The sequence below is a fragment of the Aeromonas sp. MR7 genome, from assembly GCF_963899385.1.
GTDB classification, from domain to species: domain Bacteria; phylum Pseudomonadota; class Gammaproteobacteria; order Enterobacterales; family Aeromonadaceae; genus Aeromonas; species Aeromonas bestiarum.
Genome location: NZ_CAWQXH010000051.1, coordinates 110,605 through 125,297 on the forward strand (window position 1 = coordinate 110,605; position 14,693 = coordinate 125,297).

At 58.4% G+C, this 14,693-nt stretch carries 11 protein-coding genes and 1 pseudogene; 8 read left to right on the top strand and 4 right to left on the bottom strand.

Going from position 1 to position 14,693, the window contains the following annotated elements; translation table 11 throughout:
- The first annotated feature begins 128 nt into the window (after positions 1-128).
- The 7 genes from thiC (at position 129) to AACW87_RS20595 (ending at position 11,456) form a co-directional block, all read left to right on the top strand.
- On the top strand, positions 129-2,264 hold the full coding sequence (thiC, locus tag AACW87_RS20565; protein ID WP_339385748.1) for a phosphomethylpyrimidine synthase ThiC: 2,136 nt from the start codon (positions 129-131) through the stop codon (positions 2,262-2,264).
- The gene (thiE, locus tag AACW87_RS20570) at positions 2,261-3,835 is read left to right on the top strand and encodes a thiamine phosphate synthase (RefSeq protein WP_241326003.1); all 1,575 of its coding nucleotides are present in this window, start codon (positions 2,261-2,263) and stop codon (positions 3,833-3,835) included. Before thiC ends, thiE begins: the two co-directional genes overlap by 4 nt.
- Positions 3,825-4,598: a HesA/MoeB/ThiF family protein gene (locus AACW87_RS20575; RefSeq protein WP_241326004.1), complete on the top strand. Its 774-nt coding sequence runs from the start codon at positions 3,825-3,827 to the stop codon at positions 4,596-4,598. Before thiE ends, AACW87_RS20575 begins: the two co-directional genes overlap by 11 nt.
- Positions 4,595-4,807, top strand: coding sequence for a sulfur carrier protein ThiS (gene thiS, locus AACW87_RS20580; RefSeq protein ID WP_241326005.1), 213 nt, complete (start codon positions 4,595-4,597; stop codon positions 4,805-4,807). The genes AACW87_RS20575 and thiS overlap by 4 nt, the downstream gene beginning before the upstream one ends.
- A gap of 1 nt (position 4,808) precedes the next feature.
- Positions 4,809-5,576 (top strand): thiazole synthase, encoded by a 768-nt coding sequence (locus tag AACW87_RS20585; protein ID WP_241326006.1) that lies wholly within the window; start codon positions 4,809-4,811, stop codon positions 5,574-5,576.
- A gap of 29 nt (positions 5,577-5,605) precedes the next feature.
- On the top strand, positions 5,606-6,817 hold the full coding sequence (gene thiH / locus AACW87_RS20590; RefSeq protein ID WP_241326053.1) for a 2-iminoacetate synthase ThiH: 1,212 nt from the start codon (positions 5,606-5,608) through the stop codon (positions 6,815-6,817).
- A gap of 625 nt (positions 6,818-7,442) precedes the next feature.
- Entirely contained in the window at positions 7,443-11,456 is a 4,014-nt protein-coding gene (locus AACW87_RS20595) for an NACHT domain-containing protein (protein ID WP_241326007.1), read from the top strand.
- 174 nt (positions 11,457-11,630) lie between these two features.
- Here the strand turns inward: AACW87_RS20595 and AACW87_RS20600 are convergent.
- From AACW87_RS20600 to AACW87_RS20610, 3 genes and pseudogenes are all read right to left on the bottom strand, one after another.
- Positions 11,631-12,025 (bottom strand): annotated as a pseudogene (locus tag AACW87_RS20600) (GNAT family N-acetyltransferase).
- A 32-nt stretch (positions 12,026-12,057) separates the two neighbouring features.
- Positions 12,058-12,495, bottom strand: coding sequence for a GNAT family N-acetyltransferase (locus AACW87_RS20605; protein ID WP_241326008.1), 438 nt, complete (start codon positions 12,493-12,495; stop codon positions 12,058-12,060).
- A 143-nt stretch (positions 12,496-12,638) separates the two neighbouring features.
- Positions 12,639-13,277: a Vat family streptogramin A O-acetyltransferase gene (locus AACW87_RS20610; protein ID WP_445206866.1), complete on the bottom strand. Its 639-nt coding sequence runs from the start codon at positions 13,275-13,277 to the stop codon at positions 12,639-12,641.
- 233 nt (positions 13,278-13,510) lie between these two features.
- On the opposite strand from AACW87_RS20610, the gene AACW87_RS20615 reads away from it, so the two are divergent.
- Entirely contained in the window at positions 13,511-14,092 is a 582-nt protein-coding gene (locus AACW87_RS20615; protein ID WP_241280178.1) for a penicillin-binding protein activator LpoB, read from the top strand.
- 67 nt (positions 14,093-14,159) lie between these two features.
- On the opposite strand, the gene AACW87_RS20620 is transcribed toward AACW87_RS20615, so the two are convergent.
- A complete protein-coding gene (locus AACW87_RS20620; RefSeq protein WP_241326010.1) occupies positions 14,160-14,576 on the bottom strand; it encodes a GNAT family N-acetyltransferase in 417 nt (138 codons plus the stop codon).
- Positions 14,577-14,693 lie beyond the last annotated feature (117 nt).

A 14,693-nucleotide genomic window follows, 5' to 3' on the forward strand; every position in this document is an offset into this window, starting at 1 on the left:
GAGCAGGGAGGAACAGATCCCGGGCTCGCTCCCTCTTGCGGCACAACTCACCCACAGGTTCATCACTTCTCCTCGAACTCCAGACAAGCAAACACCCATAACTTCAACCAGTTAATGAGAGTTTTGCTATGTCTACTTCCGTATCATCCGCCACTGAACAGGCCGTATCCGAGCAGGCTGTTTCCGAACAGCGCAATCCAGCCCCCAGTCGTCGCGAGCAGCGCGCCAGCGCCCAGCGCTTTATCGACAACCTCAAGGGCATGGCCCACCCTAACTCCAGCCGCATCTTCATCGAAGGTTCTCGCCCCGATATCCGGGTGGGGCTGCGTGAAATCACCCTGGCCGACACCTTGGTCGGCGGCAGCAAGGAGAGCCCGCAGTTCGAAGCCAACGAGCCTGTCCCCGTCTATGACACCTCGGGTGCCTATGGCGATGAACATGCCGTCATCGACGTGCGTCTCGGTCTGCCGCGCCTGCGGCAAGGCTGGGTGCTGGAGCGGGGAGATACCGAAGAGCTCGATGGTCTCAGCTCCGCCTTCACTCAGGAGCGTCTCGCCGACGAGGGGCTGGATCACCTGCGTTTCGATAACTTGCCCAAGCCCCGCCGCGCCAAGCCGGGCCGCCGGGTGACCCAGCTGCACTATGCCCGTCAGGGGCTGGTCACCCCGGAGATGGAATTTATCGCCATCCGCGAGAACATGGGCCGCGAGCGGGTGCGCTCCGAACTGCTGCTGCGCCAGCATCCGGGGCAGGGTTTCGGCGCCCGCCTGCCCGAGAACATCACCCCCGAGTTCGTGCGCGATGAGGTGGCCGCCGGCCGCGCCATCATCCCCAACAACGTCAACCACCCGGAAACCGAGCCCATGATCATAGGCCGCAACTTCCTGGTGAAGATCAACGCCAACATAGGCAACTCGGCGGTCAGCTCCAGCATCGAAGAGGAGGTGGAGAAGCTGGTCTGGTCCACCCGCTGGGGCGCCGACACCGTCATGGATCTCTCCACCGGTCGCAACATCCACGAGACCCGCGAGTGGATCCTGCGCAACAGCCCGGTCCCCATCGGTACAGTGCCCATCTATCAGGCGCTGGAGAAGACCAACGGCATCGCCGAAGACCTCACCTGGGAGCTGTTCCGCGACACCCTGCTCGAACAAGCCGAGCAGGGGGTGGATTACTTCACCATCCATGCCGGCGTCTTGCTGCGCTACGTGCCCATGACGGCCAAGCGCCTCACCGGCATCGTCTCCCGCGGCGGCAGCATCATGGCCAAGTGGTGCCTGTCGCACCACAAGGAGAACTTCCTCTACCAGCATTTTCGGGAGATCTGCGAGCTGTGCGCCGCCTATGACGTGGCCTTGTCGCTCGGCGACGGCCTGCGTCCCGGCTCAGTCTATGACGCCAACGACGAGGCCCAGTTCGCCGAGCTGCACACCCTGGGCGAGCTGACCAAGATCGCCTGGGAGTACGACGTGCAGGTGATGATCGAGGGGCCGGGTCACGTGCCCATGCACATGATAGAGCGCAACATGACGGAGCAGCTGGAACACTGCCACGAGGCGCCCTTCTATACGCTTGGCCCGCTCACCACAGACATAGCCCCCGGCTACGATCACTTCACCTCCGGCATAGGCGCCGCCATGATCGGCTGGTATGGCTGCGCCATGCTCTGCTACGTCACCCCCAAGGAACACCTGGGGCTGCCGAACAAGGAGGATGTGAAGCAGGGGCTTATCACCTACAAGATCGCCGCCCACGCCGCCGATCTTGCCAAGGGGCATCCGGGTGCCCAGATCCGCGACAACGCCATGTCCAAGGCGCGCTTCGAGTTCCGCTGGGAGGATCAGTTCAACCTGGCGCTGGATCCCGAAACCGCCCGCGCCTACCACGACGAGACCCTGCCCCAGGAGTCCGGCAAGGTGGCGCACTTCTGCTCCATGTGCGGCCCCAAGTTCTGCTCCATGAAGATCACCCAGGACGTGCGCGACTACGCGGCCAGCCTGGAAGCGGTCGAGGTGAAACTGGTGGGCATGGATGGCCAGCAGGAGCGGGTGGTGGCCCAGGTCGAAAGTGGCATGGCCCACAAGGAGCCGGAGACCTTCAAGCCGGTCGATGTCGAAAGCGGCATGGCGCACAAAGGGCCCGAGACCTTCAAGCAGGCTGACGTCGAGAGCGGCATGGCGCAGATGGCTGAGACCTTCAAGGAAAAGGGGAGCGAACTCTACCATCAGGCGGCGGCCCTCAAACCGGCGCGGGAGGAGGCATGAACAGCCGACCCATAGTCTGGACCATAGCCGGTTCCGACTCGGGGGGCGGCGCCGGTATTCAGGCCGATCTGCACACATTGCACAGCCTGGGTGTACACGGCTGCTCCGTCATCTCCGCCATCACGGCCCAGAATTCGGTGGCGGTGAAGATGGTCGACCCCGTGCTGATGCAGACCTTCTGCGCCCAGATCGACGCCCTCGGCGTCGATCTGCCGGCGGCGGCCATCAAGATAGGCCTGCTGCCGACCCGGCTCCATGTGGAGGTGTTGGCCCGGCGGCTCGATACTCTGGCAGCGCCTTTTGTGGTCTACGACCCGGTGGCGATTGCCAGCACGGGCACCCCCATGGCCGAAGCCAACATGCTGGCGGCGGTGCGTGAGCACCTGCTGCCGCGACTTTCCCTCATCACCCCCAACGGCCCCGAGCTGGAAGCACTGACCGGCATTCCCGCCAGCAGCCCTGAGCTGGTGCGAGCGGGGGCGGCGCGACTGCGGGAACTCGGCGTCCGCGCCGTGCTGGTCAAGGGCGGCCATCTGGGCTGGAGCGAAGAGCTCTGCCTCGATTACTACCAGGACGAGCACCGCGAGTTCTGGCTAGGGGCGCCACGCCTCGACACCCGCCACGGCCACGGCACCGGTTGCTGCTACGCCAGCGCCATCGCCGCCGTGGTGGCGCAGGATCACCCGGTCGATGACGCCATCACGCTGGCGCGCGCCTACCTGCAGCAAGGCTTGGCGGGGGCGCAAGGGGTGGGGGCCGGCCCTGGCCCCATAGCCCATCTCGGCTGGCCGACCAGTCTCGCGCACTTTCCCCGCGCCGTACTGGCGGGATCGAGCCTGGATCGCCGCTTTGGTCTCTATCCCGCCAGCGAGGCTCGCCTGCCGGATGGCCCCTTCGCCCGGACCGAACATCGGCTCGGCCTCTATCCTGTGGTGGATTCGGTCAAGTGGCTCAGGCGTCTGCTGGGGGCCGGGGTCAAGACCATCCAGCTGCGCATCAAGAACCTGCCCGCCGCCCAGGTAGCACCGGCCATTCGCGATGCGGTGGCGCTCGGTCGCCGCCACGGTGCGCGGCTCTTCATCAACGACCATTGGCAGCAGGCCATAGCCGCCGGTGCCTACGGCGTGCATCTGGGGCAGGAGGACATGGAGACGGCGGATCTCGCCGCCATCCAGGCTGCCGGCCTGCGCCTCGGTCTCTCCACCCACGGCTACTTCGAGCTGATGCGGGCCCGCGAGCTGGCCCCCTCCTACATAGCGCTGGGTCATATCTTCCCCACCAATACCAAGCAGATGCCGTCCCGCCCGCAGGGGCTGGTGCGGCTGCAACGCTATCGGGCACTCATGTGCGACTGGCCGACGGTCGCCATCGGCGGCATCGGCGAGGATCGCATTGCGGCGGTGCAGGCAAGCGGGGTGGGCAGCATTGCCCTGGTCTCTGCCATCACGGCAAGCGACGATTGGCAGGGGGCGTCCGAGCGGCTGCTGGCGGCCGTGGGGGCGGGGGATGAGCCTTGCTCTGCACTTACCCATCAGGCCATCACGCAGCAGGAGGCCGATCATGCTCTCTGATGCGGAATACCTGCGCTACGGCAGGCAACTGATGCTGAGCGAAATCGGCGAAGCGGGGCAGGCGAGGCTGAAAGAGGCATCCGTGCTGATCGTCGGCCTCGGTGGGCTCGGCTCGCCGTTGGCGCTCTATCTGGCCGGAGCCGGGGTGGGCACCTTGTGGCTCGCCGACGGCGACGTGGTGGATTCCAGCAACCTGCCGCGCCAGATCCTGTTCGATTCCGAGGCGGTCAATCACTCCAAGGCCGAGCTGGCCCGCGAGCGGTTGGCGGCCCACAACCCCCATGTGGAGCTGATTGCCATCAATCAGCGGCTCGATGAGCAGAGCCTGCCGGCCTTCGTGGCCGAGGTGGATCTGGTTGTCGACTGCTGCGACAACCTGGCCAGCCGCCACGCCATCAACGCCGCCTGCGTGGCTCATAACAAGCCCTGGATCTCGGCCGCCGCCGTCGGCTGGCAGGGTCAGCTGATGGTGCGAACTGCTCCCGAACAGGCCTGCTACGCCTGTCTCTATCCGCTGGATACCCGCATCACGGAAAGCTGCCAGAGCAGCGGCGTTACAGGCCCGCTGGTGGGCGTGATGGGCGCCTTGCAGGCGCTGGAAGCCCTGCGTCTGCTGCTGGGCAAACCCAGCCCGGTGGCGGGCACATTGCGCCGTTTCGATGCCCTGACCCACGAGTGGCAGACCCTGGGGCTGTCCCCCGATCCCGCCTGCCCCGTGTGCGGCGCCACTACCTTTGCCAATCCCATGGAGGATGTGCAATGAAGATCCGATTGAACGACAGCGAGCTGGTGCTGACGACCAGCCCGGATAACCAGATCAGCGTGGCCGAGCTGCTGGCGGCCCGCGAGGTTGCCCCGCAGGGGGTGGCGGTGGCCCTCAACGGCGCCGTGCTGTCCCGCAGCCGCTGGCCAGACACCCGACTCAATGACGGGGACCAGATCCACCTTTTCACTGCCATCGCCGGAGGCTGAGATGCTGACCATAGCCGACCATGAATTTTCGTCCCGCCTCTTTACCGGCACCGGCAAGTTTGCCCGCCCGGATCTGATGGCGGCCGCCATCGAAGCAAGCGGCTCCCGGCTGGTGACCATGGCCATCAAGCGCCTGGACCCCGGCAAGCGCCACGACGATATCCTTAACCCGCTGCTGGCACTCGGGGTCAAGCTGCTGCCCAACACCTCGGGGGCCAAGACGGCCGCCGAGGCGGTATTTGCCGCCCATCTGGCCCGCGAGGCGCTCGGGACTCACTGGTTGAAGCTGGAGATCCACCCCGATCCCAAATACCTGCTGCCCGATCCCATAGAGACGCTCAAGGCGGCCGAGCAGCTGGTGAAAGAGGGTTTCGTGGTGCTGCCCTACTGCGGGGCCGATCCCGTGCTCTGCAAGCGGCTGGAAGAGGTGGGCTGCGCCGCCGTCATGCCACTCGGCGCCCCCATCGGCTCCAATCAGGGGCTGGTGACCCGGGATTTCCTCGCCATCATCATCGAACAGGCGCGGGTGCCCGTGGTGGTGGATGCGGGGATAGGCGCGCCGAGCCACGCCGCCGCCGCCTTTGAGCTGGGCGCCGACGCCGTGCTGGTCAACACCGCCATCGCCGTGAGCCGGGATCCGGTCGCCATGGGGCGCGCCTTCGCGCTCGCCTGCGAGGCTGGCCGCAGCGCCTATGAGGCGGGCCTCGGCGCGCGCGGTCTGCAAGCCAGCGCCTCCAGCCCGCTCACCGATTTTCTGGAGGCCTTATGAGCCTGAGCACTGGGCAAGACTCGGTGGCGATGGCCTCTCTCGCCCCGATTCCCGAGATGGATGGGATCCGCGCCCCTCTCCCTGTGGGAGAGGGGGGGAGGGCCGCGGCTGAGACAAAGGAAGCAAGCTTTGTCGAGCGCTGGCGCGAGCTGGAGTGGGACGATATCGGCATGCAGATCCGTGCCAAGACGACCCGGGATGTGGAGCGGGCGCTGGCCAATCCGCGCCGCACCCTGCAGGACTTTATGGCGCTGATCTCCCCGGCCGCCGAGCCCTTCCTGCCCCGGATGGCGGAGCTGGCGGAGCGCCTCACCCGCCAGCGTTTCGGCAATACGGTGGGCTTCTACGTGCCCCTCTATCTGTCGAACCTCTGTGCCAACGACTGCTCCTACTGCGGCTTCTCCATGAGCAATCGCTTGAAGCGCAAGACCTTGAATAGCGATGAGATTGAGCGGGAATGTCTGGCCATCAAGGCGCGCGGCTTCGACAGCGTGCTGCTGGTGACAGGCGAGCACGAGAGCAAGGTGGGTATGGCCTATTTTCGTGAGCACCTGCCGCAGATCCGCCGCCATTTCAGCGCGTTGGCGATGGAGGTGCAGCCCCTGTCGCAAGCGGATTACGCCGAGCTCAAGACGCTGGGGCTGGATGCCGTCATGGTCTATCAGGAGACCTATCACGCCCCCAGTTACGCCCGCCATCACCTGCGTGGCAACAAGCAGGACATAGAGTGGCGGCTCGCCACCCCGGAGCGGCTGGGCCGGGCCGGCATCGACAAGATAGGGCTGGGGGCGCTGATCGGCCTGTCAAAGGACTGGCGCGCCGACAGCTATTTCGTGGCCGAGCACCTGAGTTGGCTCGAGCGCCACCACTGGCAGAGCCGTTATTCGCTCTCCTTCCCGCGCCTGCGTCCCTGCACTGGCGGCCTGCAGCCCGAGGTGGTGATGTCGGACAGGCAACTGGTGCAACTTATCTGTGCCTGGCGCCTCTTCTCGCCAACTCTGGAGTTGTCGCTCTCCACCCGGGAATCGCCGGCGTTTCGCAACGGCGCCCTGCGTCTCGGCATCACCCAGATGTCGGCCGAGTCGCGCACCCAGCCGGGTGGCTATGCGGAAGGGGACAAGGAGGAGCTGGAGCAGTTCGCCATCCACGATGCTCGCCCGCTGGGTGAGGTCGCCGCTGCCGTCAGGCAGGCTGGGTTGCAGCCGGTGTTTAAGGACTGGGAGGCGTTTTTGGGCCGATAGGGGCGGTCACGCCCCCCTTTGCTGGTTGCATCCGGGCGTCTAGCCAGACTCCGTGCCTGTGGCGAGCAGGCACGGCTGCGCCGTGCAATCGTAGGGTCGATTAGCCGTCAGGCGTAATCGTCCGTTCCGTGTGATGGGGGGAATGGCACAGCTTCGCCGTACAGGACGCGAGGCCGCTGGCCTCGAAGGGGTTTCGCCCGCCCTTCGGGCTTGGGCGAGTAACTTTTCTTTGCGTGGCCAAAGAAAAGTCACCAAAAGAAAGGCCACCCCCGCTTATTCGCCCGACTTATATCGGGTGCCTTCGGCTCACCCGCTTGTCCGACGGCACGCGCCGACGGGCCATCCATGGCCCGGCGCCGCTCGCTCGACATCCTGTCTCGCGGCCTGGACAAGCGGGCTCGCCTCAGCGAATGAGAGGGAGAACCAATACCGCGCCCGCTCTTGGCCAGTTAGTACGGTGCGCGTTGTAATGCTCGTTCATGTCACACCTCTCAATATCAACGGGGAAATAGCCCCAACTATCTGATATATGGCGTAGTATCGGAAATAACTGACTCTGGATGAGGCTTTCAAACTAGCGAAGAAAGACCCTCCAGCGATTCCAATACACAGGTTTCTTGTTCCTATGACGTCGACGTTTTACCTCCCGCGCAAGCTTTCTGGTGATAGCCAGATATACACAGAAGCAGAGCTATTGGCTGCTTCGAAGTTTGTTGTCGTCTTGGCGGAGCCTGGTGGGGGAAAAACCGAGCTGATGGAAAGTCTTGCGCGGCAGTTGGGGACAAAAGCCGTAACCGCAACCCGATTCCGGCATATGGGGGCAGAGGTAGAAAATAGTCCACTGGTGATCGATGCATTCGATGAACTGGCCAAGATAGATCAGTCAGGAATTCACTTAGTTCTAGCTAATGCCTGTAAGGCAAAAGCAACGCGAGTCATCATTTCAAGCCGCTCCAGTGAGTGGAGTAATGCCGACACCCAGTCATTCAGAGAGTTTCTTGGAGAGCAACCTCTGGTCGTCAGGCTATGTGAATTTGAAGGGGACGACCAGCAAGCTATTTTCCTGCATCACTACCCAGAAGAGAACTTCAGCGCCTTCCGTTCTGAAGTGATTCGATTTGAACTGGACCCATTACTGCCCAATCCACTGTTCCTGCAACTGTTTGCGGGCGCCTATATCGAGAGCGATAGACATTTCCTCGACAAGCGCTCCATTTTCAGCACGGCAGTCGAGCGTCTGGCCAAAGAGGCCAACTCCAGTGTCAGGAGCGCTGCCCATTCTCTGACCACACAGCAAAAAATTGAATTGGTATCGGAAGTATTCGCCAAATTACTGTTGTCAGGCGCAGAGGGTGTCAGTACCCAAGAGGCTATGGCAGATCGGATCTACCCGACGCTGACGTCATTGCTTCACCCTATCGCTTCCAGAAACGACATTCTGGCAACCCAGCTTTTTAAACCGGGTGAGCGAGTGGATCTACATCGTCCAGTGCATAAGATCGTTGCTGAATATTGCGCGGCGCACTATCTGACTCAACGGATTGTGGATCCAACCAAACCACTGATGCTTGCAAGCTGTTTCGCCGTCATCGCGCCCAACAATACGGTGCGAGATGAATTACGGGGGCTATTGGGCTGGATGGCGGCCTTGGGTAACCGCGCTATACAGGAAGAGGCCATCAGGATCGACCCTTATGCTGTGCTGGCCAACGGAGATCCTTCCCAATTGCTTCCTGGCTCAAAACGAATGCTGCTGGCGCAATTGAGGAAATTTGCAGCTCAAGATCCCTACTTCAGGCGTGGTGATTACTGGCGCAGGTTTAGCATCGCTGGTTTCTTCACGCAGGATGTGTCAGACGAACTAAAGCCACTGCTAGCCACTGGTGATGAAGGACATTTGCGCGACTTGATTCTTGAATTGCTGGCGGGATCTTCGGCAATCGACTCATTGCAAGATGAATTGCACCAACTCGCATTAGCTTCGCAAGAAAACGCCCATACACGTATTCTGGCAACGAGATGCTTGCTCAAGATAACAGGCCGCGATCACTACGCAGACTTGGCCAGTCTCATTGTTGAAGCGAGTGAAGTATCGCTTGAGTGCGCGGCAGAAATCATTATTACGCTGGGGTATCAAACATTCGAAAGGCAGTATTTATCTGATTTCCTTTTGGTTTGTGCAACGCTCTATCCAAGCCACCAAGAGCTAGAGCGTACTATCGGTGCTCACTACTTTATCAAAAATTTTATTGCTGAAATTGATCTGCTAACTACCAAGTGGTTGTTGGATGAATTGACCAGATACCTTGCCTGCCATTGTGGCAAAGAATGCTACGAATGTTATTGTCGAAACGGTATAAGTAAAATCGTAGGCTCACTGCTTGATCACTATTTTGATATGGCTCAAGCACCATTTGATCCAGTGAAAGTTTGGCGGTGGACTCAGGGGCTTAATTTTCATGAGAGTAAGATGGCTGATGAAAGCAACTCTGTGCGTATACTGTCTACAGACCACCTTTTACGACAAGGTATTATCGCGCAAGCATTTTCTAATTTAACTGATGTAGACGATATTCATCATACTCAGTTATATAATTTCAGCTGGCATGGTCACTCCGGCCTCAACCTTCAATCGATAGATTTTAAGTTCATAGTAGACCTTGCTTTTGAAATAGATAATATAACTCTATGGGCGTATTTCATTGAACGACACCAATATTACCGTAGAAATGAAGAGCGAGGTAAGAATTCTCTCAGGCAGCACATGCGTGAACAAGCATTGTTAAAACCAGCGCTTATGCGAGTGTGGGCAAAGTCTAACAAGGTAACTAAGGAACAGTTCCAACGGCATCGTCATGAATGGCTACGCAAGAGATCAAAAGTAATAGGCCGCCGAGACAAAAAACAGACGGCGTTACACTCGGCAAATATTAAGTATGTACAAGAAAACAAGGAGTTAGTGGGAAGTGGCCGTCATTGGAGTCTTTTGATTCGTTTTTCAGAGCTTTTTTTGATGGCACCAGACAGGATTGAACTTGAATTTGGAGATAAGGCGATTGTTCACAATGCTCTCCTAAATTGTCTGGATTTTATTTCACCCCATGTTCCAGTTTTAGAGAAACTAGCAGAACTGCAGTGCGCCTCCCAGTCCCTCAATGTTGAAAAAGTGCTTTATGCAGCCTGCATTCAAATACTTCGAGTAAAGGGTAATTTAGAAACTGTTGATTATCGATTATTGGGTGCATTACGAACCAATATAAACATTAGCTATAGCGCAATATCAAAAGAAGAAAGAGATCTCCTTAGAACTGAAGTAGATCGCCTCATATTTTCTGACCCAGCAAAAGCAGAGAGCTTTATTCGACAGTATTTAGAGCCGCAACTTGCTAATAAAACATGCAGCAATGTCGAACTGTGGTTATTAAAAAGAGATGATAATTTCAGTCATTTACGCGCATCTCTTTCAATTGAGTGGCTCCAGAATTATCCAGAACTAAATCTTTCTACATTGGGTGAACTTTTTGACATTGCCGCTCAGTATGGAGAGCGTACTGAATTGAATGAGGTCATTGCTAGTCGCTGTAGTGAGTTAATGTCGGCATGGCCTTCCTTAACAGATAATGATGAGATCGAACAGAAACGTACATTCTGGCTATTAAGATCATTTTATTTTATTGAAGATACACCCGAGCAGTATTGGGACTGGCTTAAGAGAGATAGGGGCACAGTTCTACTTTTCTATAGATTCTCTAGCAGCATAAACAGGAGTGAAAATCCAAGCTGGCCTGCCTTAAGTGCAGATAAAGCATATAAAATTTTAGACGGGTTTATTGAACGATGGCCAAAGGTAGAGTTACCTAGTGGCTGGGGAAGTGATAGCCCCCAAGATGAGAAAGCCTATCGACTTTTAAAAGAGTTACTCTGGTCATTCAATACAGATGATGGAGCATCATACATTAGATTGTTGCTTTCTGACCTTCGCTTTTCTGACTTCCATATGGACTTGCAGAGTATTAATGCCTCCTTAATTAGGAAGAGGGCATTGCGAGACTTCACACCTCCACTGCCACAAGAAATTATCAAGTTGCTGGATGGTAATGAAGTCGTCACAGTGGAGGGCTTACGCAAGCTGGTTCTTGATGAGTTGCACCGATATCAACAAGATATCAATGGGGGAGAGTTCAATTCAGCAGAGCGCTTTTACGAGAAAGGTGAAAGGTTGGATGAAGTGCGTTCAACCGAGATCATTGCTGAACGTATCAAGTTGCGCCTTGAGCCGCAAAACATCACAGTCACGCCAGAACATCAGCTAAAGGATCGAAATCGGAGTGATTTCACTGTCACCAAAATTATTGCTGGTCAGAGGCGCCTATTAGTGACTGAGGTAAAAGGGCAATGGCATCGAGAGCTTTACACGGCCGCATCAGCCCAGCTTTATGACCGTTATTCCATCCACCCGGACGCTGAACAGCAAGGCATATTTTTAGTTATCTGGTTTGGTGCGAATGAAGAGGTTGCAGGACGAAAGAAGCACGGTATTGAATCTACCGAGATGCTGAAATCAAGAATTGAGGATAAACTCCCCACCGATTTATTAGGACTAATAGACGTGTTTGTATTAGATGTGTCTCGTACATAATTAGCCTAACTGTGGAAAATGAGGTTCGACATGGTGATGAGTGGTGGTTTAGGGACTCCTGCCACTTTGGCCGAGGGGGAAAAGATTGCTGGACTTAGTGGTGCTGAGATGGAGTGCTATGTCTAGCATCTGTTCATCTGAGAGATACACGCAGGAGACGTCCTACAACAGGATTCAGTCTATGGGCGTAAGCGAATAGATATATGCATCACGGGGCTGGTCATGAAGGAAGATACGATTTCTGGCTCGGCATTCAAAGGTGGCACCTGAGGCGATGGCAACCGCTTCGCTGGCTGTGTTGCCAGCTGATTGATGCCGGCGCCACCCAGCAGCTGGCCGGTGGCTGCGCAGAAGAGCCCCATATCATAGGCCCGCCCCGCTTCACGATCGTGATCACAGGTGGCAAACCACGCCAGTGCCTTGTCCCGAGTGAATGAGTGGGAGCACCAGCTCATTCAGGTGCCAACCGTGTTGATGGATTCGTGCGCCGCGCGGACAAACTCATCGGCATCACCCGGTTCGAAGGGGCGAATAACGAGATTGGTATTGGCAAGTGGCTGGAATGTCATGGGCTGTCCTGCCTTTTCATTTGGATGAATGGTTAGGCTTTTTCGACGGCAACCCGCTTAAGCCCCATGCCAACACTGGCAGGAGCCGTGAGCGAGAAACCGAATTGCTGATAGAGTCGCTGAGCCTGCCCATCTGCAAGCAAGCTGACATAGCCTGACTCCGGCACCTCGCGGGCGATATAGTCCGCGATCTCCGCCATGATCTTTTTGCCTACACCTTGACCCTGATATTCAGGCAGGACTGCAATATCAACGACTTGATAAAATGTCCCGCCATCTCCGATAACACGACCCATGCCGATTGCGGTCTGACCGCAAAATATCTGGACGGCAAACAGCGTATTGGGCAGGCCACGTTCTGCGGCCGCAATGGTCTTCGAGCTAAGTCCTGCCCCTGTTCGAAGATAGCGATAGGTTTCGACGGGCGGCGTTGAGTGGACGACAGTGAAAACGGGTGTTGGTGCGGTCATTCGGGTAACTCCATGTAGGGCCTGATTGAATTAAATTCGCATATATCACAATGGACTGGGGGATTGATGCGTTCTCTCCAGGGGGCTGGCCGCTGTGCTGCGATCTGATGGGTAGGTTCTCCTCGACGCCTCCAGATGGACTGCTATAAACCCACCTTCTCCAATTCCGTAATATCCCCGCCGCCAATCAGCTTTAAGTTCCGGCTGATCTGCTCCACCGGCCAGTTCCACCAGGCGATGGCATTGAGGCGGGCTATGGTGTCGTCGTCAAAGCGGTAGCGGATCACCTTGGCGGGGTTGCCGCCGACCACTGCGTAGGCGGGTACGTCGCCGGTGACCACGGAGCGGGCGGCGATGATGGCGCCGTTGCCGACCTTGACGCCCGGCATGATCAGCGCGTCATAGCCTATCCAGACATCGTTGCCGATGACGGTATCCCCCTTGTAAGGCAGCGTGCCCGGTGCGGGGGCGGCGCTCTCCCAGCCGTTGCCGAAGATAAAGAAGGGGTAGGTGGAAAAGCCGGAGGTCTGGTGGTTGGCACCGTTCATGATGAACTTGACCCCGCGGGCGATGGCGCAGAACTTGCCGATGACCAGTTTGTCGCCGATGAAGGGGAAGTGATAGAGGACGTTGCGCTCAAAGCCTGCCGAATCCTCCGGGTCGTCGTAATAGCTGTAGTCGCCCACCTCGATATTGGGCCCCTTGATGGTGTTCTTGATAAAGCACACCTGGGGGAAGCCCTTCATGGGGTAGGGATTGGCGGGATCGGGTCCGTGCAAGATGCTCTCCTTTCGAATCTGTCAGCACAGTACCGTAAAGGAATTTGATGACGGTCTGCCACCTTTTTGTGCTGCAGCACCGGCCGGGTGCGGGTTGGCCAGGCTCTGTCGTCCCGTGTCATCTGGCGTATCGACCCGGGACGGGTTTGTCTCTAGCATGGAGCCGATGCGGGGCAAGGGCTCCGCCACGGGCTTTTGGTGAAGTCTGTCCTACGGACTTTTGGCGGAGAGAAAAGATGAAGCTGCGTTCCTTGTTGATGGTAGGGGCCCTGTTGCTGGGCGGCTGTGCGGTCAATCCCTACGGTGGCACTCAGGCCCCGGTCAGTGAACCGGACCAGCCAGTGAGCCAGCCGGACAAACCTGTTACCAAGCCGGATACGGGGGCGCCCCTGCCCAAGCCGGTAGCCCCGACCGGGCTGGCGCTGGCCATGGCGGATGCCTTCGTGCAGGCCCCCGAGGTGCGGGAGCTGGTGAAGAGCGGCAATCCCGTGCTGCTGCTCACCCCGCCCCGAGACGGCACCAATGACGAGCTCGATACCCGCACCATGGCGGCGGCCATGAGCAAGCGGATCCAGTCCAAAAGCGGTTTTCGTTTCGTCGATCCCGGTCAGGTGGCCGCCATCACGGGGCAGCTCGAGTATCAGCAGGGGGGCATGAACCCGGCATCCCTGGTGCGGCTCGGCCGCCAGACAGGGGCCGGTTACATGCTCTATGGGGATCTGGTGTCCGAGGGGAGTCGCTATCGGCTCACCATGAGCCTGATGGAGCTGCGCAGTGGCGAGCTGCTCTGGAACGGCAGCCGCTCCGCCAGCCACTAAACATGACAAAGAGGGTTGATTGCCATCGCATTCAACCCTCTTGTTTCCATGACCCTGAGTGCGCCTGTTACTGCCCCATCTTCTTCAGAAAATAGGTGATATGCCCCGGCGGCATATCCGGCAGTTCGCCAAAGACGGTGTAGCCCTGTTTCTGGTAGAAGGGCAGCGCCTGGAAGCTGGTGGTTTCCAGATGAAAGTGGGTGATGCCCTGGTCGCGGGCATATTGCTCCATGGCGCCGAGCAGGCGGGCGCCCCAGCCATCCTGGCGGATGCGCTCGTCGATCCAGAGCCAGTCCACGTGCAGCCAGCCCCACTTGATATCGGCGAGGATGCCGCCCAGCACCTTGCCTTGTGCATCCTTGATAAAGCTGGCGATCCGCTCGCGCGGATGTGTGCCAGCCTTGTCCGTGTTGTAGCCAGACAGGCCGATCCGCAGGGCATCGAGCTCCTCATCCTGCGGCGGTAGGGGTGGGGTCAGTCGCATATTGGCTCCAGGTCCATGAAAATAGCCTCAATAAATAATGGCTTGGACTCAAGCTAGTCAAGCCCTCTGACCACGGAACCGGACATCAGCCATTGCCCGGTGACCCGTTTCGATGAG